Annotated in this window: 14 protein-coding genes; 5 read left to right on the forward strand and 9 right to left on the reverse strand. The window is 45.6% G+C overall.

The window, feature by feature from the left end:
• Positions 1-100: 100 nt before the first annotated feature.
• A complete protein-coding gene (locus tag CGC64_RS01930; RefSeq protein ID WP_005675402.1) occupies positions 101-1,324 on the reverse strand; it encodes a 3-deoxy-D-manno-octulosonic acid transferase in 1,224 nt (407 codons plus the stop codon).
• A gap of 17 nt (positions 1,325-1,341) precedes the next feature.
• Entirely contained in the window at positions 1,342-2,859 is a 1,518-nt protein-coding gene (gene gltX / locus CGC64_RS01935; protein WP_005675401.1) for a glutamate--tRNA ligase, read from the reverse strand.
• Positions 2,860-2,953: 94 nt separating this feature from the next.
• Here gltX and CGC64_RS01940 point away from each other — a divergent pair, with 94 nt between their 5' ends.
• A complete protein-coding gene (locus CGC64_RS01940) occupies positions 2,954-5,026 on the forward strand; it encodes an HD family phosphohydrolase (RefSeq protein ID WP_005675399.1) in 2,073 nt (690 codons plus the stop codon).
• Here CGC64_RS01940 and CGC64_RS01945 read toward each other — a convergent pair.
• The 4 genes from CGC64_RS01945 to CGC64_RS01960 all read right to left on the reverse strand — a co-directional run bounded on the left by CGC64_RS01945 (position 5,001) and on the right by CGC64_RS01960 (position 10,493).
• Positions 5,001-5,471 (reverse strand): low molecular weight protein-tyrosine-phosphatase, encoded by a 471-nt coding sequence (locus CGC64_RS01945; RefSeq protein WP_005675398.1) that lies wholly within the window; start codon positions 5,469-5,471, stop codon positions 5,001-5,003. The genes CGC64_RS01940 and CGC64_RS01945 overlap by 26 nt on opposite strands.
• Positions 5,472-5,531: 60 nt before the next feature.
• On the reverse strand, positions 5,532-7,328 hold the full coding sequence (locus CGC64_RS01950) for a DUF4091 domain-containing protein (RefSeq protein WP_032854950.1): 1,797 nt from the start codon (positions 7,326-7,328) through the stop codon (positions 5,532-5,534).
• Between the two features lie 56 nt (positions 7,329-7,384).
• Positions 7,385-9,841: a replication restart helicase PriA gene (gene priA, locus CGC64_RS01955; RefSeq protein WP_005675396.1), complete on the reverse strand. Its 2,457-nt coding sequence runs from the start codon at positions 9,839-9,841 to the stop codon at positions 7,385-7,387.
• A 79-nt stretch (positions 9,842-9,920) separates the two neighbouring features.
• Positions 9,921-10,493, reverse strand: coding sequence for a porin family protein (locus CGC64_RS01960; protein WP_005675395.1), 573 nt, complete (start codon positions 10,491-10,493; stop codon positions 9,921-9,923).
• Between the two features lie 423 nt (positions 10,494-10,916).
• Here CGC64_RS01960 and CGC64_RS18750 point away from each other — a divergent pair, with 423 nt between their 5' ends.
• A complete protein-coding gene (locus tag CGC64_RS18750; RefSeq protein ID WP_153880752.1) occupies positions 10,917-11,168 on the forward strand; it encodes a hypothetical protein in 252 nt (83 codons plus the stop codon).
• A gap of 375 nt (positions 11,169-11,543) precedes the next feature.
• Here the strand turns inward: CGC64_RS18750 and CGC64_RS01970 are convergent, their stop codons facing one another.
• Complete coding sequence (locus CGC64_RS01970; RefSeq protein WP_005675392.1) at positions 11,544-12,914, reverse strand: FAD-dependent oxidoreductase; 1,371 nt, start codon at positions 12,912-12,914, stop codon at positions 11,544-11,546.
• 228 nt (positions 12,915-13,142) lie between these two features.
• Positions 13,143-14,576 carry an aspartate ammonia-lyase gene (aspA, locus tag CGC64_RS01975; protein WP_005675390.1) on the reverse strand — a complete coding sequence of 478 codons (1,434 nt, stop codon included), beginning with the start codon at positions 14,574-14,576 and terminating at the stop codon, positions 13,143-13,145.
• Positions 14,577-14,752: 176 nt separating this feature from the next.
• Here aspA and CGC64_RS01980 point away from each other — a divergent pair, with 176 nt between their 5' ends.
• The 3 genes from CGC64_RS01980 to CGC64_RS01990 are packed head-to-tail and all read left to right on the forward strand — an operon-like array spanning position 14,753 to position 18,357.
• Positions 14,753-16,063, forward strand: a complete 1,311-nt coding sequence (locus CGC64_RS01980; RefSeq protein ID WP_005675389.1) for an anaerobic C4-dicarboxylate transporter family protein — start codon at positions 14,753-14,755, stop codon at positions 16,061-16,063.
• Positions 16,064-16,095: 32 nt separating this feature from the next.
• Complete coding sequence (gene ansB, locus CGC64_RS01985) at positions 16,096-17,154, forward strand: L-asparaginase 2 (RefSeq protein ID WP_005675388.1); 1,059 nt, start codon at positions 16,096-16,098, stop codon at positions 17,152-17,154.
• Between the two features lie 15 nt (positions 17,155-17,169).
• Positions 17,170-18,357 (forward strand): porin, encoded by a 1,188-nt coding sequence (locus CGC64_RS01990; RefSeq protein WP_005675387.1) that lies wholly within the window; start codon positions 17,170-17,172, stop codon positions 18,355-18,357.
• Positions 18,358-18,494: 137 nt separating this feature from the next.
• On the opposite strand, the gene CGC64_RS01995 is transcribed toward CGC64_RS01990, so the two are convergent.
• Positions 18,495-21,428, reverse strand: coding sequence for a M60 family metallopeptidase (locus CGC64_RS01995; RefSeq protein ID WP_005675385.1), 2,934 nt, complete (start codon positions 21,426-21,428; stop codon positions 18,495-18,497).
• Positions 21,429-21,520: the final 92 nt, after the last annotated feature.

The raw sequence follows: 21,520 nt of genomic DNA on the forward strand, positions 1-21,520 counted from the left end.
GGGCAGGATTTCGGAATATGAAATCCCCTTTAAGAAGAGAGAAGTCCCCTTATTTTAGATTGACCCATTACAGAGAACTAAAATTAGGGGACTTTTATAATTAGAAATTAATCATGTGCATAATCTTCTCCGTAGCTCCGGCGTTGCTTGTCACATAATACCCCGCATTTGTACCGGTTTCACGCAAGAATACCTCATCAGTCCGGAAACGATCCAGCAAAGTTTTCAGTTCATCATAATCTTTGATAGAATAGGCTCCTTTTGCTTCCAGCAATTGAACAGCTTCCATAAATTTCTGGTATTTAGGTCCGAAAATCACAGGAATACCATACACGGCTGCCTCCAAAGTGTTGTGAATACCAACCCCGAAACCACCCCCGATATAAGCTATTTCTCCATAACGATAAATAGAAGAAAGCAATCCGAAACAATCAATAATGAGACAGTCAGCTTTCAATACATTCTTTTCGTCGGCACGGGTATAACGCACGTAAGGACGTTTCAGTTTGCTGATAATCTCTACCAGGTGATTTTCATCAATTACATGGGGAGCTATAATCAGCTTCATTTCCGGGTGATTGTTGAAATACTCAAGGAATAAATCTTCATCCGGTCCCCAAGAGCTTCCCGCCACAAAAGTAAAGGTATTGTCTCCTTTGAACAGTTTCACTAACGGAAGATCTTTGGCTTCCTCGCGAATCTGCAATACCCGGTCAAAACGGGTATCACCCACTACCGTCACACGGTTAATACCTATCTTTGACAAATAACGTTTGGAAGTCTCATTCTGCACAAACAGGTGGTCGAAATCCTTCAACACATTCCGATATGTCCCTCCATACCATTTAAAGAAGATCTGATCGCGGCGGAAAATAGAAGACACACTATACACCGGAATACGGCGTTTATGCAGTTCGTCCAGATAATTTTTCCAAAACTCGTACTTGATAAAGAATGCCATGCAAGGGTTTGCGATATCCAGGAACTTCTTCACATTCCGCGGTTTGTCAAACGGCAGATAGCAGACAATATCCGCTCCCCGGTAGTGCTTGCGCACTTCATAACCGGACGGAGAGAAAAAAGTAAGCAATATCTTATAATTCGGATATTTTTCCCGAATCATTTCTATCAAGGGACGTCCCTGCTCGAACTCACCAAGCGAAGCGGCATGGAACCAGATATACTGCTCCCCTTTCTCCACCTGTTGGCGTAGAAGTTCATATACCACCCAATGCCCTTTCATCATCTTCCGGGGCTTGCGGCTAAACGGAGCAGCCAAATGGACGAAAAAGTCATAAATGACTATTGCCAGGTTGTAAAGCATAGTACTATGTATGTCGATTACTTCAAAACCTCTACCGCCCGTTTCATACGAGCCACAGTCTCTTCCTTACCCAATACCCAGGAAATGTCGAACATGTGCGGGCCTTTGCCTTCGCCTACCAGAGTCAGACGGAAAGCATTCATGATATTACCTGTATGATAACCTTTTTCCGCAATCCAGTCCATTACGACCTTTTCCTGCCCTTCAATACTAAAATCTTCAATGCCGGCAATTACTTCCGCCAATTCGGTCATACACTTAGCCGAATCTTCTTTCCAACGTTTCTTTACTGTCTTTTCATCATATTCGGTAGGAGCCACAAAGAAGAAGCTGCATGTCTCCCACAGTTCCTTTACGAAACTTACGCGGTCTTTCATCATCCCGACCACAGTAACAACCTTCTCGAAAGGAGCCTCCACACCGTGTTCTTTCAATACAGGCACAAACAGTTCGGCAATCTCTTCATTCGGTTTCTGCTGGATATACTGGTGGTTGAACCAAATACCTTTCTTATAATCAAATTTAGCACCCGACTTACTGCAACGGTGCAAGTCGAATAACTTTATAAGTTCGTCCATTGACATCACTTCCTGATCGTTACCCGGATTCCAGCCAAGCAAAGCAAGGAAATTGATGACAGCTTCAGGCAAATAACCGGATTCACGATAACCGGAAGAAACCTCTCCCGATTTCGGATCATGCCATTCCAACGGGAATACGGGGAATCCCAGACGGTCACCGTCACGCTTGCTCAGTTTGCCGTTGCCTTCCGGCTTCAAGAGCAGAGGCAGGTGAGCAAATTCCGGCATGGTATCTTCCCAGCCGAAAGCACGGTACAACAGTACGTGCAGCGGAGCGGAAGGCAACCATTCTTCCCCACGGATCACATGGGAAACCTCCATTAAATGATCGTCCACGATGTTAGCAAGGTGGTAGGTAGGCAGTTCATCGGCCGATTTATAAAGAACCTTATCATCCAGAATAGATGAGTTGATAATCACTTCACCACGGATCAAGTCGTTCACACGAACATCTTCGTTCGGTTCAATCTTGAAACGGACTACATATTGCTTGCCTTCCGCAATCAGTGCATCCACTTCTTCCTTCGGCATAGTCAGTGAATTGCGCATCATCCCTCGGGTAGATGCGTCATATTGGAAGTTAGCAATTTCCGCACGCTTGGCGTCCAGTTCCTCCGGGGTATCAAAGGCGATGTATGCTTTTCCATTCTCCAGCAGAACCTCTACATATTTCTTATAGATTTCGCGGCGTTCCGACTGACGGTACGGGCCATGTTCCCCACCGAAGCTCACACCTTCGTCAAAGTGGATACCCAACCACTTGAAAGATTCGAGTATATACTCTTCCGCTCCCGGAACAAACCGGTGAGAGTCAGTATCTTCTATACGAAATATCAGGTCTCCGTCGTGTTGACGCGCAAATAGATAATTATACAAAGCTGTACGCACACCACCGATGTGCAGTGCTCCCGTAGGACTCGGAGCAAAACGAACTCTTACTTTTCTTTCTGCCATAATTTGGGTTAGTATAGGTAAATCGTGGCAAAATTAAACCTTTTTTTCCACACTATTGTTTTTTTTTGTACTTTTCGCAAAAATTTCAATGCGTATGGAACATTTGAAGAAGAAAAAGAGTTTCTCATGGAGAGATTTGCTATATAAATCACTGCTATTTGTGGCTACTGTGGCACTGATTGTTTATTTCTTACCGCGCGACGGGAAGTTCAACTACCAGTTTGATATAAACAAACCCTGGAAGTACGGGCAGTTGATAGCTACTTTCGATTTTCCTATCTATAAAGACGAGGCGGTGGTGAAGCGCGAACAAGACAGTCTGTTAGTTCTTTTCCAACCTTACTACGAGCTCGACAAGAAGATAGAAAAGGACGCCATCAGCAAATTGAAGGAGAACTATCATACGAACCTGAAAGGGATCCTTCCATCCATAGATTACCTGCGGTATATCGAACGCACGCTCAAAGAAATCTATCAGGCAGGGATTGTATCGACAGAAAACATACAGCAACTGCAAAAAGACAGCACTTCGTCTATCATGGTTATAGACGACAAGCTAGCCAACCCGCATCCCACCGAGGAGATTTACACGGTGAAGAAGGCTTACGAATACCTGCTTTCGGCTGACTCTACCCATTTCAACCGGGATATTCTAAGACAATGTTCGTTGAACGAATACATCACTCCCAACCTCACTTTTGACGAACAACGCACCCAGACTGCCAAAGAAGAAATGCTGAACAACTATTCCTGGGCGAACGGGCTGGTAGTCAGCGGACAAAAGATTATCGACCGGGGAGAGATCATCAGCCCGGAAACTTATAATATTCTGGAATCACTGCGGAAAGAATCCATTAAGCGGAATGAGTCAATGGGGCAAAGCCGCCTGATTCTCGGAGGGCAGATTCTGTTTGTGGGTATGCTGATGTTGTGTTTCATGCTTTATCTTGATTTATTCCGGAAAGACTATTATCAACGGAAGGGCAGTTTGTCGCTGCTGTTCACTTTGATTGTATTTTACAGTATAGTCACGGCTTTCATGGTCACACACAATATATTCAATGTGTATATCATCCCCTATGCGATGTTGCCGATCATTATTCGTGTGTTCCTCGATTCAAGGACCGCTTTCCTGACACACGTCATCACGATATTAATATGCTCCATATCCCTACGCTTCCCGCATGAATTTATCCTGACCCAGTTGGCGGCGGGACTGGTTGCGATATTCAGTTTAAGGGAATTATCCCAAAGATCCCAACTTTTCCGGACGGCGCTATTAGTCATATTGACTTATGCCGCCATTTACTTTGCCTTCGAGTTAATGACGGAGAACGGGCTTTCCAATGACTTCTCGAAACTGAATTTGCGGATGTACACCTATTTTATAATAAATGGAGTTCTGCTATTATTCGCTTATCCGCTGTTGTTCCTGTTGGAAAAAACATTCGGATTTACCTCCAATGTCACTTTGGTGGAATTATCGAATATCAATAATGACTTACTGCGCCAGATGTCCGAGACGGTACCGGGAACTTTCCAGCACTCCATGCAGGTAGCCAATCTTGCGGCAGAAGCAGCTATCCGCGTCGGTGCGAAAAGCCAGCTCGTACGTACGGGAGCTTTGTATCACGATATCGGAAAAATGGAGAATCCGGCTTTCTTCACCGAGAACCAGTCGGGAGGGGTCAATCCGCACAAGAACCTGAGCTACGAACAGAGTGCACAGGTCGTGATCAGTCATGTCACGGACGGATTAAAACTAGCCGACAAACACAATCTGCCTAAAGCCGTCAAAGACTTTATCAGTACGCATCATGGACGGGGGAAAACAAAATATTTCTATATCTCGTGGAAAAACGAACATCCGGACGAGGAGCCGAACGAAGAATTATTCACTTATCCCGGTCCGAACCCGTTTACTAAAGAACAGGCCATCCTGATGATGGCGGATGCCGTAGAAGCAGCTTCACGCAGTCTGCCTGAATATACGGAAGAAAGTATAAGTAACCTGGTCGACAAGATTATTGACTCCCAGGTTACAGAGGGCTACTTCAAGGAATGCCCTATTACTTTCAAAGATATTGCCACAATAAAAACTGTATTCAAAGAAAAACTAAAGATTGCTTATCATACCCGGATCAGTTATCCTGAGTTAAAGAAATAAGCAGGCCGGAACAGGCATCTTCCAAAATATCCAGCACATACTCGAAACCTTCGGCCCCACCATAGTAGGGGTCGGGGACATGATCTGCGGGGATACGGTTGCAATATTCCGTCATGCGGTGAATCTTCTTCCATTCTTCGGGAGAGGGAGCTTTATCTTTCAGGTCCTCAATATTACGGTCATCCATACCGATAATCAGATCAAAATTATAAAAGTCCTCTGTTCGTACCGGGCGTGAACGATGCACCAGTTGATACCCCCGACGGGCAGCGTGGGCACGCATCCGGCTGTCCGGCAATTCTCCCTGATGGTAAGACAGGATTCCGGCGGAGTCTATCACAAACTCTTTCTCCAGTCCCGCCTCCTCTATTAAATGAAGCATTACACCCTCTGCCGTAGAACTACGGCAGATATTTCCCAAGCAAACAAATAATATTTTCTTCATAATAAACTTTTAATACTTGACAATATGCCACAAGGAAACCTTGCTCCGGTGTTACGCCGGTTAGAATGAGTTCAAAATCTGATTCGCCCGGTTCACGGTGACAGCTGCCGGGATCTCCGGCATATCCCCCAAGTTGAACGGAGCCAGCATTTTCTCAATCTTCTTCAGTCCGGCTTTATTTCCGTTCTTCTCAAATTCCTGACGAAGAATATTTATTTTCTCATGTGCTTGTACTCCTTCGATCAAACGTTCGAAACGGATACAGCTACGTGCTCCGGGGTATGCCAGATAAGTATCTCCGGCTGCCCAGGTACGGAAACGGGAATCGAGCAACGGCTCCAACGGCCAACTGTTGTACGCCCAACGCAGATAACCGTCCAGATGCTTCTTTGAAGAATAGAAACTCATCCAGGCAGCTTCGGCCGGGTCGGAGAAAGTAAACGTATTGGGGTGTGCTTCCGTGCAGCAAGTATAATAGGTAGTGCGCTTATTCTCGGCTTTACGGCGGAGACGTACATCTTCGGGATAGTTCTGACCGATCACAATGCAATAATCATACAAATCCGGCTCAATTTCCGCATGATAATTTCCAGCCAGTGAAACTTTAAAATCCGGATCAGCCTTACGAATCACTTTCAGAGTCTTCTGCATTACGTCCATTGGGCGCTCATCCATAGCAATCGTACAAATATCAAACCAGCCTTTTTCTTTGAGGTGTTTTGCAAAAGAAGTAAGCATTGCCACCCACATTTCTTCATAAGCCTGTTCGCCCGGTGCGGTCTTCACAAATTTCAACGAGTTCGTAGCCTGGTCGTAATACTGGAAAGACAGTTTCCAGGGAACCATTGAATAACAGTTTATCTGCTTGTCAATGCCGACACTCATCATAAATTCCACCCAACGGTCAAAAATGGTATAGTCAAACGTCCACGTACCGTCTGCACGTTTTATCCAAGTCACCATTGTGTCGAAATAATCTTCCGTCTGCCCGTTCCAGGGTTTATGAGTCAAAGTAGCCGTAATAATCTTCTGCCCGGCATTTGCCAGCATTTTCATCAGAGGACGCATAGCGTCCAGATGCTCCTGGCTCCATAAAGGCACCTGATAATAACGGGCTACGGCATACGGGCTTTGCCACAAATCCAGATGAAAAGCCCATTCCGAGGGTTGGGGAAGTACGCGGGAAGAAACCGTAATCTCAAGATTGAGGCGCTGTAACAGATTCGAGCCGTCGTTAACCAATAACTGTCCTTTATAAGTTCCGGGAACCGCAGACTGGGGAATCCAACATTGTACCCAGATAGGCTGAACAGTACGAGCAGGCAAAGCCATCGTTTTCAGTTCCGAGTCAATCGGATCGGCTACCAATAGAGAGTCAAAGTCCACCGACTTCCGATAGCCGCACGCACCTCTTCCGTCTTTGTTCAGTTCGTCCGTCATGACGTAGCGGACAAAGCTGGCTGTCAACGCATCTCCCGAAAGAGAGTTCCCCTTCTTATCCTTAAAATCGGTAAAGCTGAAATTCAAGTCCTTCAGCTCCGTGCCTGTCCACACGACCGCTTGGGCATTCACACGTTCGCCGCGCCAGCCTTTCAGAGAGGTGTTCGTGGTTTTCTTCAAAGCCGGAAGCTGATGTTTCGCGTAGCGGACATCAATTGTTCCCCACGACACTTGCGGTGCCGTGACTGCCGCCCATTCTTTTTCGGAAGGTGCCGCAGGGTCGGGCAATTCCTGATAAGCCTGTAAAGGGAACTTCGGTTGTCCTGTCGGAACGCCGCACTGGGTTACTCCTTGCTGGGCAAACACAGAACCCATGCTAAGGAAACAAGTCAGAGAAAAAATTGTAAATCGTTTCATGGTTAGTTAATTAAATTAATACAAGGTTTATTAATAAGGGGGAATAATTTCTTTTATCACATAGGGTCTACATCATAGTAGACTATCAGGGACTTATAACGCTCATCTTCTATCATCTCCCGTTGAATGCGCAAAAGCAGTTCCCGGGCACGCCCCATTGGGGCATTCTGTTCTATCTTCACAACGATCTTTTTGATGAACAGTGTCTGGATACGGGCAACAGGAGGTTTATCCGGTCCCAGCACCCGGTTGCCGAATACTGCCCTCAACTTGCCGGCCATTACCGCCGCCATTTGATCCAGCAACGACTCATTATGATTTTTCAGATAAACATATACCAGGCGATAATAAGGAGGATAGTGGAACATCTGACGCTCCGCCAGTTGCCCGCCTACCATATCTTCATAGTCATTGGCAATCACCTGATGAATAATAGGGTGGTCGATACTCTTGGTCTGGAGTATCACACGTCCGCGTTTATTCTTACGCCCGGCGCGTCCCGCTACTTGTGCCATTAGCTGGAAGGCACGTTCGTAAGAACGGAAATCGGGATAATTCAACATCGTATCGGCATTCAGTATTCCGACGATACTTACATGGTCGAAGTCCAAACCCTTCGACACCATTTGCGTACCGATCAGAATATCGGTCTTTCCCTGTTCAAAGTCTGCAATAATCTTTTCGTAAGCAGAGCGGGTGCGGGTGGTATCCAAATCCATACGCGCCACGGCTGCTTCGGGGAAAAGGATTTTGATGTCGTCCTCAATCTTTTCCGTACCAAAGCCGCGGTTCACCAGTTCCGTACCTTCGCAAGCGGGACAGGCCTTCGGAAGTTGATAGGTATAGCCGCAATAGTGGCAGGTCAGTTGATTGATTCCTTTGTGGTAAGTCAGGCTCACATCACAGTTTTTGCACTTCGGCACCCAGCCGCAAGTACGGCATTCTATCATGGGAGCGAAGCCGCGACGGTTCTGGAAAAGAATCACCTGTTCCTTCTGTTCCAGGGCTTCTTTCATATATTGTACCAGCAAAGGCGAGAACTGTCCGACCATTCGTTTCTTACGGTGCAGTTCCTTGATATCTACCGGGATAATCTCCGGCAACTGAATCTCTTTATAGCGTTCTTTCAGTTGGACAAAGCCGTATTTTCCGTCCGTCGCGTTCTGCCATGTCTCGATAGAAGGAGTAGCCGTTCCCAACAGTGTTTTAGCTCCATACATGGCAGCCAGTACAATAGCTGCGCTACGTGCATGATAACGGGGAGCAGGGTCTTGCTGCTTATAAGTATTCTCGTGTTCCTCGTCCACAATCACCAGTCCCAGGTTCCGGAAAGGGAGGAAAACGGAAGAACGGACTCCCAAAATAATATCATAACCATTTTCTCCCAACTGTTTCCGCCATATCTCCACCCGTTCGGCGTCGGGAAACTTAGAGTGATAAATGCCCAGCCGAGAGCCGAAAACCCGTTGCAGACGTTCTGTAATCTGGGTAGTCAGGGCAATCTCAGGCAACAAATACAATACTTGCTTTCCCTGACGAATAGTTTCTTCTATCAGATGAATATATACTTCCGTCTTACCACTGGACGTCACCCCATGAAGCAGGCAGACATTCTTTTCCCGGAAGGACTGTACGATTTCATCGTGTGCCCGTTGCTGAAACTCATTCAACGTATTCAGTTCGACGACCTCCTTCACCTGCTGGTTCAACCGGCCGATCTCATGATGATAAATCTCAAATATCTTTTTCTCTACCAGACCGTTCAGAATGGAAGGCGACACATTGGCGCGTTGCAACAGTTCTTTCTTGGAGACTTCTTTCGGGACTTCATTTCCCAGAATCCCCGAACATTCCACATATTTCATCAACAATGCCAACTGCTTCGGAGCACGCGACAGGATATCAAACAGTATATGCAGCCGTTTTTCATCCGCCGAACCCGCAAGCCGCACCCGCGCCTCCGTCTTGGGTTTATAAGTACGCCTCAACTCCTCCTTTACAAAAATCGCTTCTTTATCGAGCAGCGACTTGATGACAGTCAGAATATTTTTTATCCCGCTCTCCTTCTCCAGCTTAGTGACACACTGCTGTGCATCCACGGCAAGCAAATCCAGAATGCGCTGTTCACGTTCCGGCAATGGTGCATCCGCTTCAAAATCGGGATTATACTCTACAATCGTTTCGCTTTCGAGTTTCAATCCCGAAGGCAGCGCCGCCTTATAAACATCCCCTTGCGTACAGAGATAATAATCGGCTATCCACTCCCAAAACTTGAATTGAACAGGCAATAATATAGGAGAAGCATCCAGCAATGCAGATATGTCCTTCACCTCATACTCCGTCGGAGCACAATAATGAACATTAAGAACGATAGCCGTATAGAACTTCTTCCGTCCGAAAGGAACTACCACGCGGCAACCGATCTTCACTTCTTCCGCACACTCATCCGGCAAAGAGTAAGTAAAGCTCTTTGGAAGCGGAAGCGGTAATATGACATCTACATACTTTTTCATTGCAGGCACAAAGATATAAAAAAAGAGGCTTCCGACAGTCGAAAGCCTCTTGTTCTACTATGTTAAAGTAAATTATCCGCTAAAAAATATAAGCAACAGATACCTGCCAAGTCTTGGTTTTATAGGAACCGCCGCCGTCAATATCAGCAGTGTCGCCCAATGGGATATTATAATTAGCTCCCACCTGCAAATGGTTCAGCAACTTCAGACCGGCACCTACATTGATACCTACTTCCGCCTTCTTCTTGTCGATTCCGGTTTTCTTTTCAAAGTCGAAATAAAAATCAGGACCGGCAGCCAGATAAATACCGGCCAGGCTACCCAAGCCGATGTTATACTTCAAGTTAACCGGGATATCAATACCGTTCTGCTTCACAGTAACATCCGCGTCGGCATCAGAAACCTTGATACCTCTTTGGGCAAAAAGCAACGCAGCATCTACCCCCAACCCTACGATTGGAATATTAAACTCAGCCATTGGGCCAATAAAGAAGCCGGTAAAATTATCCTTCTTAAAGTTTTCTTTCACATTAGAGAAGCTCGCTTTTGACAAGTTCAAACCTCCCTTTACACCAAAATGTATTTGAGCCTGAGCAGGCATTGCCATACCAATACATACAGCAATCAATAAAGCACCAAAAATCTTTTTCATAAATTTACGTGTTTATAATTCGGGACAAAGATATATAATTAGAATAAATAAACACAATTTATCGGTTTTTTGTTCGCTCAAAGTCGCTATTGTTCATCCACTCCTATTCCCGCGCCTTCTCTGATAGTTTAATTTCATTTCCGGATTCTCATACAGAATCTTTTGAACCAACAGGCACGACAGGCGGTTTGCGCCAATTTAGGAAGATAATGATAACAACAGACATCCACGCCATGCATTTATATATAACACATCTCTAACTGATATGTTGATATACAGCCATTCACGTGGAGTATCTGTTGTATCATCTCTCTCCTAAATAGAAACTGCTAGATTTCAGAAGTGAGAGATAATACACTTTTACTCCATTAGGAAATAAAAACGCCTTCTGCCAATTTCATCACGCTGATGAGCAGAAAGCGTATGACAAAGATATATCTTTTTTTGAAATGCAGCAGAAATACAGGAATAAATACAGGAAGTTCTGTATTATCCGACTACTCTCTTCCATATAAAAAAACGAAAATCCTCTTTCAACCTATCACCTACTTTGCCAATCCCTTTATTCATCATGCTTTCAGAACGGTGATAGGTTGTTTGCAACCTATCACCTCATCTATCACCTATCACCTGCTAATTTGGATAAAATCTACTGTAAACGAAAGCGGTAACTAGGGGCAATTTCTGTTTCCCGATGAGGAACAAAGTGCTTCAAGGCATGAAACGATTGGTTTCAAGGCTCTGAAACTTTAGTTTCAAGCGTTTGAAACTAAAGTTGCGCCGCAGGAAACAAGTGGTTAGATTATATATTGGCTAATAAGGAAGGAGAGGCGTACTTCTGCAAATTTGGTGGTAATTTAGCAAGTCGGTAGTATCTCCATTCCCCTCCTTTCGGGAAGGAGGGGTGGCTGAAAGCCGGGGTGGTAGGTGGACACACAATGCTGATAATAACCGACTTACGCATTCACCTACCACCTCCCCCTACGGGGACTCCTCCTTCCCGAAGGAGGAGAATGGAGTTACTACCGACTTTTAGATAGCCTCTTGCTATTATGAGAACAAATCATTTAATGCTTCACTCATACTGGGGTGAGTAAAGATGAAATCACGCAGAAAAGTATAATCCTGCCCTGTCTTCATGGCGACAGCAACCGTGTTGATTACCTCACCGGAATCGGGGGCAAACAATACACAGCCTAATATTTTTCCCGTATTCTTATCAATGATAGCTTTCAACAGGCCGTCCGTTTCTCCCAATGTCTTGGCTCTCGGTATTGCCATAACGGGTAACTTCTTCACAATAATATCCCGATTCTGCCGGCGGGCTTCCTCTTCATTCAGACCGATACGGGACAATGGCGGGTCGATAAAGACAGAGTAACTGACCGGATTACGGTCGCCCGTCCGCCGTTCTTTATCGCCGAATAAGTCTTCACGGACAATCCGGTAATCATCCAATGAGATATAAGTAAATTGCAATCCGCCTTTCACATCGCCTACGGCGCGTATATTCGGATTAGTCGTTTTCAGGTATTCATCGACAATGATAGCTCCACGCACATCCACCTCTACTCCGGCCACTTCCAGATTCAAGTCTTTCGTGTTAGGCCGCCGTCCGGTGGCCAGCAACACTGCGTCGGCTTCAAGCACAAACACCTCGTTAGTCTGCGAATCGGCGAAAGTGACGATTGCTTTATCTTCAACACGATTCACCGACTGCACCTTGGCGTTCATCCGGAAAACAATACCTTTCTTCTCCAATGTCTCTTTTACGCTTGCAGCAATATCGCGGTCCTCACGGGCTATCAGTTCCGGATAACTTTCGAGCACCGTCACCTGCGAACCGAACGAAGCATACATAGACGCAAACTCCAAACCGATATAACCGCCGCCGATAATGACCAGACGACGGGGAAGGTCGGCCAGTTCCATAATCGAGGTGCTGGTATAGACAAACGGATTACCCGCAACTCCCTCAATAGGAGGAATCACCGTTTCCGCTCCCGTATCGATAATGATCTGCTTTGATGTCAACCGTATTTCTTCCGTAGCCGTGCGGACAGCAACCACATCGGCGGAAACAAAAGAACCTATGCCCGTATAGACGGTCACATTGGGGTTATCCGCCAGATTATGGTAATTCTTGTTTCGCAATGCACTTGTCACGGACTCCTTCACAGAGACAGCATTCCGGTAGAACTCACTTCTTTCTTCAAATGTGGCGTCCTTCAGAGCCGAAGCCATTTTTGCCTGATGCACCAATGTCTTTGTGGGAATACACCCTATATTAATACACGTTCCCCCGTACATCTTGTCCGAACGTTCAATAATGGCAACCTTCTGCCCACGCTTTGCAAACTCTGCCGCAAGGGTCTTTCCGCCCTTACCGAAACCGATAATAATAACATCAAATGCATTCATATCTATATACTTTTAATTGGTTCTGATTAGACCTTGCCAGGTTCATCTTTAAATGATAATGCAAAGGTCGTTACTTCCGGAGGGATAAGCAATAACCATTTTGCCGGATAAGTTAGCAATTATTCCCGAGAGGGGAAAAAGTAAGAAATAATGAAAGTCGCCGGCACAGATATGACATCTGCCCGGCGACTTACCTATTGAATCAAATTCCACTTACTATCACATCAATCAATGGTTCGGATGAATATCCAGTTTCACCGGTTTTATCATATTTTCCGGTTCGAGGATAGTGTCCAGGTCTTCTTTGGAAAGGATGTCATGTTCAAGGACAAGTTCATAAACTCCCTTTCCTGTTTCCAACGCTTCTTTGGCTATTTTTGTAGAATGCTTATAGCCGATTACCGGATTCAGTGCGGTCACTACTCCGATACTGTTGTGCACATCTCTGCGGCATTTATCCTCATTCGCCGTGATACCGTCGATACATAAAGTACGCAAAGTATCGAACCCATTCATCAATAAATCGGCAGACTCGAAACAGCACTGCGCCATTACGGGCTCCATTGCGTTCAGTTCCATTTGGGCGGCTTCACCGCTCATTGCCACACAAAGGTCGTTTCCTATCACTTTGTAGGCTACCTGATTCATCACTTCGGGAATGACAGGATTCACCTTTCCCGGCATAATGGAAGAGCCGGGCTGCATGGCGGGCAGATTGATTTCTCCCAATCCGCAACGCGGGCCGGAAGCCAGCAAACGCAAGTCATTACATATCTTATTCATCTTGACAGCCACACGCCTCATCGCAGCCGAATAGCCTACCATGCAGGAAGTATCCGAGGTGGCCCCCACCAGATCATCCGCCAGTTTTATATCCAGTCCCGTTATCTTACGCAAAGCGGCGATACACTTTTCGGCATATTCCGGTTCGGCGGTGATTCCGGTTCCAATAGCCGTAGCACCCATATTGACTGTCAGAAAATCCTGTGCGGCAAAATCGAGGTTCTTCACTTCATGCCGGAGAATGCTTGCAAAGCCGTTGAAAGTCTGTCCGAGTGTCATCGGTACAGCGTCTTCCAGTTGGGTACGCCCCATTTTGATGACATGGGCAAATTCTGTTGCTTTCTTGCGGAAAGATTCAATCAGTACCTCAAAATGTTTTACCAGTTTGAGGTGGGTGTAGTACAGTCCGATGTGAATGGCGGTAGGATAAGCGTCATTGGTAGACTGCGAACGGTTCACATGATCGTTGGGCGAACAGTATTGATACTCCCCTCGCTGATGTCCCATTAATTCCAACGCACGGTTGGCAATCACTTCGTTGGCGTTCATATTCGTAGTAGTACCCGCGCCTCCCTGAATCATGTCTACCGGGAACTGGTCGTGATGTTTCCCTTCCAGTATTTCTTTACAGGCCTTCAAGATAGCGTCCGCCTGTTCTTCCGTCAACAAGTCCAGTTCGCGATTGGCAACGGCAGCTCCCATTTTTGTAATAGCCAATGCCTGAATAAACAGAGGATATTCATTCAAGTGGAACTTACTGATGCGAAAGTTTTCAATACCACGGAGTGTCTGCACTCCGTACAGTGCACTTTCCGGCACTTCACGACTACCTATCAAGTCGCTTTCTGTACGAGTTTTTTTTGATAAATTCTGTTCCATATCGGTTGTTTTATAACAATAACATTTTGGTTAGTACTTATATAACCAACGAGAAAGGTTATTGTTTTAATAAATATGCAAAAACTATTCAATAACTTTTTTGTTGTTAATACAAGAAAAAGAAAATACAAAGAGAGAAATCACTTATCTTTGTTTCGAACTTAAAACAACAACCTATGATATTACAATTAGCATTTGTTCTGACAGCCATTATTATTGGCGCACGCCTGGGAGGTATCGGACTCGGTGTTATGGGAGGCGTCGGATTGGCGATACTCACGTTCGGTTTTGGTTTACAGCCTACCGCCCCTCCTATCGACGTCATGTTGATGATTGCCGCCGTTATCTCGGCAGCTTCCTGTATGCAAGCCGCCGGAGGACTGGATTATATGGTGAAACTGGCAGAACATTTGCTCCGTAAAAACCCGTCACACGTCACACTGTTGAGCCCGTTGGTGACTTACCTTTTCACGTTCGTTGCAGGAACGGGGCACGTGGCCTATTCCGTACTGCCGGTCATTGCAGAAGTCGCCACCGAAACCAAGATTCGTCCGGAACGTCCGCTCGGCATTGCGGTGATCGCTTCCCAGCAGGCTATTACGGCAAGTCCTATTTCCGCCGCTACCGTTGCGTTACTCGGACTATTGGCCGGTTTTGACATCACTCTGTTCGACATCCTTAAAATCACAATTCCCGCTACAATAGTAGGCGTGTTGGTAGGCGCATTATTCTCCATGAAAGTCGGCAAAGAACTGGTGGAAGACCCCGAATATCAGAAACGCCTGAAAGAAGGTCTCTTCAATAGCAAGAAGGTGGAGATTCAAGACGTAAAGAACAAACGTTCCGCCATGCTTTCCGTTATCATTTTTATATTGGCGACTGCCTTCATCGTCCTTTTCGGTTCTTTCGAAGGGATGCGTCCCAGCTTCCTTATCGATGGAGAGATAATTACATTGGGAATGTCCTCTATCATCGAAATTGTCATGTTATCGGCTGCCGCCATTATCCTGATAGTGACCCGGACGGACGGTATCAAGGCAACGCAGGGTTCTGTATTCCCGGCCGGGATGCAAGCTGTCATCGCCATCTTCGGTATCGCCTGGATGGGAGATACTTTTCTTCAGGGGAATATGGCACAGCTTACTTTCTCTATTGAGGGAATTGTCCGTCAGATGCCGTGGTTGTTCGGTATCGCCCTGTTCGTGATGTCCATCCTGCTATATAGCCAGGCAGCCACCGTGCGGGCATTGGTGCCGCTTGGGATTGCGTTGGGCATTTCGCCTTATATGCTGATTGCCCTGTTCCCGGCAGTAAACGGATATTTCTTTATTCCGAACTACCCTACCGTAGTGGCCGCCATAAATTTCGACCGGACGGGGACAACAAAAATCGGTAAATATGTGTTGAATCATTCGTTCATGATGCCCGGACTGGTGTCTACGGTCGTGGCGATTGCTTTGGGATTGCTCTTTATACAAATATTCTAACTATATATTATTAACCTAAACATCATTCAGTTATGAAACAATTCAAGAGATTTGGTCTGGTAGTAGTCGCACTACTATGTACCGTTACAATGGCTTTTGCCGCAAAACCGAATATTCATATCCTTGCCACCGGAGGAACTATTGCGGGTACAGGAAGCTCCGCCACCGGAACCAGCTACACAGCAGGACAGGTTGCTATCGGCGCATTGCTTGATGCAGTGCCCGAAATAAAGGACATCGCCAACGTGACAGGCGAGCAGATTGTGAGAATCGGTTCGCAGGACATGAACGACGAAGTCTGGCTGACACTTGCCAAGAAAATCAACGAGCTGCTGAAACGTCCGGATATCGACGGAATCGTTATCACTCACGGAACGGACACCATGGAAGAAACTGCTTACTTCCTGAACCTGACTGTCAAGAGTGACAAACCTGTCGTGCTGGTAGGTGCCATGCGTCCGTCTACCGCGCTAAGTGCCGACGGCCCGTTGAATCTTTACAATGCCGTAGTCACTGCCGCCGCCAAGGAATCTAAAGATAAAGGTGTGCTGGTTGCCATGAACGGCCTGATCCTCGGAGCGGAAAGTACCGTGAAAATGAATACCGTCGACGTACAGACTTTCCAGGCCCCCAACTCCGGCGCACTGGGTTATGTGCTGAACGGACAGGTTTTCTATAACCAGGTGACATTGAAGAAACATACCACTCAATCCGTATTTGATGTGACTCACCTCACTTCATTGCCTAAAGTCGGTATCGTATACAGCTACTCCAACATCGAGGCAGATATGGTGACTCCGCTACTGACACACGGATACAAAGGAATCATCCATGCCGGAGTAGGAAACGGAAATATCCACAAGAATATCTTCCCGGTACTGACCGACGCACGTAGAAAAGGTATCCTGGTGGTTCGTTCTTCCCGTGTCCCGACAGGTCCTACCACGCTTGACGCGGAAGTGGATGATGCCAAGTATCAGTTTGTCGCTTCACAGGAATTGAATCCGCAAAAGTCGCGCGTATTGTTGATGCTCGCTCTTACCAAGACCACGGACTGGAAGCTAATTCAACAGTACTTTAACGAATACTAAAAACCGGACTGACTTATGAAAAATTTGATTTTTATGTTGCTCCTTGCGGGCAGCATAGGAGGAGTGTATGCGCAAAATGCGGAAAAGAAGGACAAGTTCTCCCCCGATACTCCCCTGTTCGAAGAACTGACGAACGTAAAGAAAAAGACGGATAAGTTCAATTTATACCTGAATATGCAAGGTAGTTTTGACGCCCACTTCCGGGATGGATTTCAGGAAGGTGATTTTAATATGCACCAGCTCCGCATCGAAGCGAAAGGGAATATCAACAACTGGCTGTCATACCGTTACCGCCAGCGCCTCAACCGCTCGAATGATGCCAACGGCATGATTGACAACCTGCCGACTTCTATCGACTACGCCGGTATCGGAATTCAGTTAAACGACCAATTCAGTCTTTTTGCCGGAAAACAATGTGCCGCATACGGTGGTTTCGAGTTCGACCTGAACCCGATTGATGTCTACCAATACTGCGACATGATTGATTATATGAGCAATTTTATGACGGGATTGAATGTCGGTTATAATATCACGCCCGATCAGCAGCTGAACTTACAGATATTGAACAGCCGCAACAGTTCTTTCGACAGTACGTACGGAATCACGGAAGACGCCGAAGGGAATATCCCCGATTTGAAGTCGGGCAAAATGCCGCTGGTTTACACGCTGAACTGGAACGGTAATTTCAATAATGTATTCAAAACCCGTTGGTCGGCTTCCGTCATGAACGAAGCCAAAAGTCATAATATGTACTATTATGCAGTGGGAAACGAGCTGAATCTCGGCAAATGGAACGCGTTCGTCGACTTCATGTATTCAAAGGAAGATATTGACCGGAAAGGCATTATCACGAACATTGTCGGCCGTCCGGGCGGACATAATGCATTCGATGCGGGTTATCTGTCCGTAGTTGCCAAATGTAATTACCGGTTCCTGCCGAAATGGAACGCTTTCGTGAAAGGTATGTATGAAACGGCTTCGGTTACGAAGGCGTCCGAAGGAATAGAGAAGGGGAATTACAGCACTTCATGGGGATACCTTGCCGGTATCGAGTTTTATCCAATGGAAACCAACCTGCATTTCTTCGTCACGTATGTAGGACGGTCCTACGATTTCACTTCCCGCGCCAAGGTGCTGGGACAGGAGAATTACAGTACCAACCGGGTTTCAGTAGGGTTCATCTGGCAAATGCCTGTATTCTAAAAATAGAGCTCTGTTTTAATATTCAAGTAAGAATGCTTTTTCCGCATCTCTACTTGAATATTAAAACAGTAGCTCATATGATCGATTAGTGTATGTGTTAAGTTATTATCCTGATTGATCGAAGGCTTTTCTCTTTTTTATCTACTGCCGGTCACCAAAGTCCGACTTCCATCCCAACCTACGGCCTCAATCCGAGTCGCTCCGGTAGGATAATCCACACGAGTTGTCTTATTAGTAACGTCACCAGTACCGACTATACAAATATCAGTCAGTTCTTTGCCTTTATATGTTTCAAAAGCAACTACATTCTTCCATATAGCATGGTCTACCGTGACATAATCAGTTCCTTTGGTAATCCCGGAATTAAATGTTCCTTCTACGTTACTTTTGCTCTTGAATGCTTCCACGCTGTTGGCCGAGATGTATTGCATACCGCCTGAAGGTAATGGTTTTCCTTCTCCGTAAGCTTTCACTTCATCTACCATTTCCTGCGTTATATTTATGGTAGCAACCGTGTAGTCATCCACCTTCACATTATCAAATACTTTCAGCAGCCCCATACCCTCGAAGAATCCGCAAAGATTCAGTCCCGAAGCGTCAATAGCACGTTTCATGAAATTCACATACCTCCGCCCCGGAGAGTAACTCTTGTCATTATCATGGATAGCCGCCCAATGCACATCAGGCCAAAAATCAGGTTTTATATCCGCTGCCATAAAATACATAGTCATTTGCCATAAAGGGATTAATTTCACAAACGGATCAGATTCCCATACGCCCGGTTTGTCGGTGGAAATAGTTGCCACTTGCATGAAGTACGATTTATGGGCAACCAAAGCTTCGTTCAAGAAAGCATTTATACGCCCGCCCGCCAAAGCCGAACGTGCTCCCGGACGCTTGAAGGATTCATGTTCCAGTCTCAGATAGCCTTCACTCAACGGGTCGTTTCTCATCATATACTGAGCAAATGAACAGTAAAGATTATTGGTCACTTCCGTCCAACCATTGCCTTTCATCTGGGCAACCTGGTTGCCATGCCCAAACTCATGTCCGAAAACCCATACATTATTCTTTCTATAAAAGACCTTCGGAACCAACATCGCATCTTCCGTGTTGGGATAATTGGCACATACTCCGTTCCAGTTAGGACTTCCTCCCCAAGAACGGACGCCAAAAAAGCGGTTAGCAGGCACAGCATTGTTTTTCACCAGTCCCATCATCAAATATTCAAAATCCAACATACGGTCGTGCATATCGACTACTGCCTGAATTGCGTTTGGCGCACATTTGGCAAAGGCATTCACCGTATTCTGCAAGTGTACTCTTTGTCCCAGAATATCCATCATCGCATTCGGAATATCCACCGCACTTCTCTTAGCCCTCTCCAATATTTCCGGCCAAGTGGCATCCGTATCACCACGTCTTACATCCCAATAGCCAATCTGTTTACCGAAACAAAAATGAATATCGACATCTGTATCTCCGGCATCATCTCTCGTCCAATATTGAATATAGCCATTACCCGAATTTGCCGGAGTAATCACATTCAAACCTCCCCGCAAGGAGATCACGCTTTTCTTTCCACCTTCCCTATAATCGGCAATAGCAAGACTCAGCGGGGTATTGCTTGCTCCTTTGTACATAACGAAAACCAGCACCGGCTCTCCCTGCGTAAAATAGATTCCCGTCGGATTATCATATATGCTTCTTGAGCCTATAGTCAGTTCTTCTGCCACTATTTCAGGACTCTTGCAAGAATGGTAGGTACTAAAACGAAATTTTTTATCGTATTTCCCTTCCAGCAACTCTTTCGCTAATTGATAAATAACGGCGGTCTTGATCTCCTTAAGGCTTTCTGAAGTCACTGTACCCTTTAATTCCGAATAGGTCTCGTCCGTAAAGAACTTTTGCGCTTCCAAAATGTCATTTGTATTATCCGAATACTGATAACACTCAAACTCGGCCAGAGCCACATTGACGTTATCAATTCCGGGCGTCATCCGATCGATACGTACACGCACTTTACTCACTTGAAGGCTATTAACACTAATATCAACAGCCGCTCCCGCCGTTTGTGCGGCTACAAAACCGATTTCCTCATTCCAAGTAGTTTCGCCTTCTTTCAAAACCGAAACACCTCCACTGGCAAAAAGAGAATTTTTATCATTGTTCGAACGTTGCATCAAACGAACATAGCCTATGTTTTCGGGCTGTTCCAATGTATATTCAATGATAATAGAATGTCCTCTATTGGCTTCCGGCGAACCTAGTGAGGCACTACTATAATTTGTCGAATAGTCTCCATCAATAGTTTTACTGACATCCTGATTGCCGTAAACATTGCCTTCTATAAGTTCCGCGCTTTTTACCTTCAATTTCGTATCACCCATACCTTCAGTGGAGGCTTTCTCCTGAATGATAGTAAAAACTACGGGGTCTTTTAACGCAGTTGAGACAAATTTAATATGCCCCGTGCGATTCTGAAACGTGATGTTCTTATGTACTGTAACCTTAAAAATCTTGTCTGAAAAAGTTCTTGTCACTATCGGTTGTTCTATTATTTCAACCCAGCCTTCCATATCAGCCTCTATCGTAGGTTCATTAGCGACATTAGAAGTTACAGTCAACAAAAATTCTTCACCCTCCTGTGTCACTTTCCTAGGGGTGGACTGATCAAAAAGAATCGCATATTCTGTTCCTAATTGAACAATTTTTATTTTCAAAGGCTGGCAACCTGGTGCCGTTAACCGGTATTCTGTCTCACGTTGCGTGGCTTCCTCATTCTCGGCAACGGAAAAACGAATGATAGCATTTTCTCCATCCGGAATGATTTCGTAATTACACCATTGAACAACTCCTAAAGAAGCAATTTCCCAGTCTCTCCGGTTCGTTATTACTTTCACGTCAAATGCTTCTACGGCATCCGAACCCAAATTGATTGTTTCACCAATCAAGTCTGTTTTTAGAAAGGGATCTATCACCTCTTCATCGTCACTGCAAGCAGTAAAAAGTAATAGGACGCATAGCACTGTCAACATGGTACCAAAGTGTGTCTTCAAGAAATTTACCATAATAAATAATATTAGATTTAACTGATAAAAAATCCGTTGGCCGGAATCCTTTTATACTCAAACCAACCAACGGATAAAGCTATTTTTCAGAT

Origin of the sequence: Bacteroides caccae (assembly GCF_002222615.2) — a bacterium.
Taxonomy (GTDB): Bacteria; Bacteroidota; Bacteroidia; order Bacteroidales; family Bacteroidaceae; genus Bacteroides; species Bacteroides caccae.

Coding starts and splice junctions, on each gene's coding strand:
- CGC64_RS01930 (WP_005675402.1), bottom strand. CDS start 1,324: ATGCTTTACAACCTGGCAATAGTCATTTATGACTTTTTCGTCCATTTG.
- gltX (WP_005675401.1), bottom strand. CDS start 2,859: ATGGCAGAAAGAAAAGTAAGAGTTCGTTTTGCTCCGAGTCCTACGGGA.
- CGC64_RS01940 (WP_005675399.1), top strand. CDS start 2,954: ATGGAACATTTGAAGAAGAAAAAGAGTTTCTCATGGAGAGATTTGCTA.
- CGC64_RS01945 (WP_005675398.1), bottom strand. CDS start 5,471: ATGAAGAAAATATTATTTGTTTGCTTGGGAAATATCTGCCGTAGTTCT.
- CGC64_RS01950 (WP_032854950.1), bottom strand. CDS start 7,328: ATGAAACGATTTACAATTTTTTCTCTGACTTGTTTCCTTAGCATGGGT.
- priA (WP_005675396.1), bottom strand. CDS start 9,841: ATGAAAAAGTATGTAGATGTCATATTACCGCTTCCGCTTCCAAAGAGC.
- CGC64_RS01960 (WP_005675395.1), bottom strand. CDS start 10,493: ATGAAAAAGATTTTTGGTGCTTTATTGATTGCTGTATGTATTGGTATG.
- CGC64_RS18750 (WP_153880752.1), top strand. CDS start 10,917: ATGACAAAGATATATCTTTTTTTGAAATGCAGCAGAAATACAGGAATA.
- CGC64_RS01970 (WP_005675392.1), bottom strand. CDS start 12,914: ATGAATGCATTTGATGTTATTATTATCGGTTTCGGTAAGGGCGGAAAG.
- aspA (WP_005675390.1), bottom strand. CDS start 14,576: ATGGAACAGAATTTATCAAAAAAAACTCGTACAGAAAGCGACTTGATA.
- CGC64_RS01980 (WP_005675389.1), top strand. CDS start 14,753: ATGATATTACAATTAGCATTTGTTCTGACAGCCATTATTATTGGCGCA.
- ansB (WP_005675388.1), top strand. CDS start 16,096: ATGAAACAATTCAAGAGATTTGGTCTGGTAGTAGTCGCACTACTATGT.
- CGC64_RS01990 (WP_005675387.1), top strand. CDS start 17,170: ATGAAAAATTTGATTTTTATGTTGCTCCTTGCGGGCAGCATAGGAGGA.
- CGC64_RS01995 (WP_005675385.1), bottom strand. CDS start 21,428: ATGGTAAATTTCTTGAAGACACACTTTGGTACCATGTTGACAGTGCTA.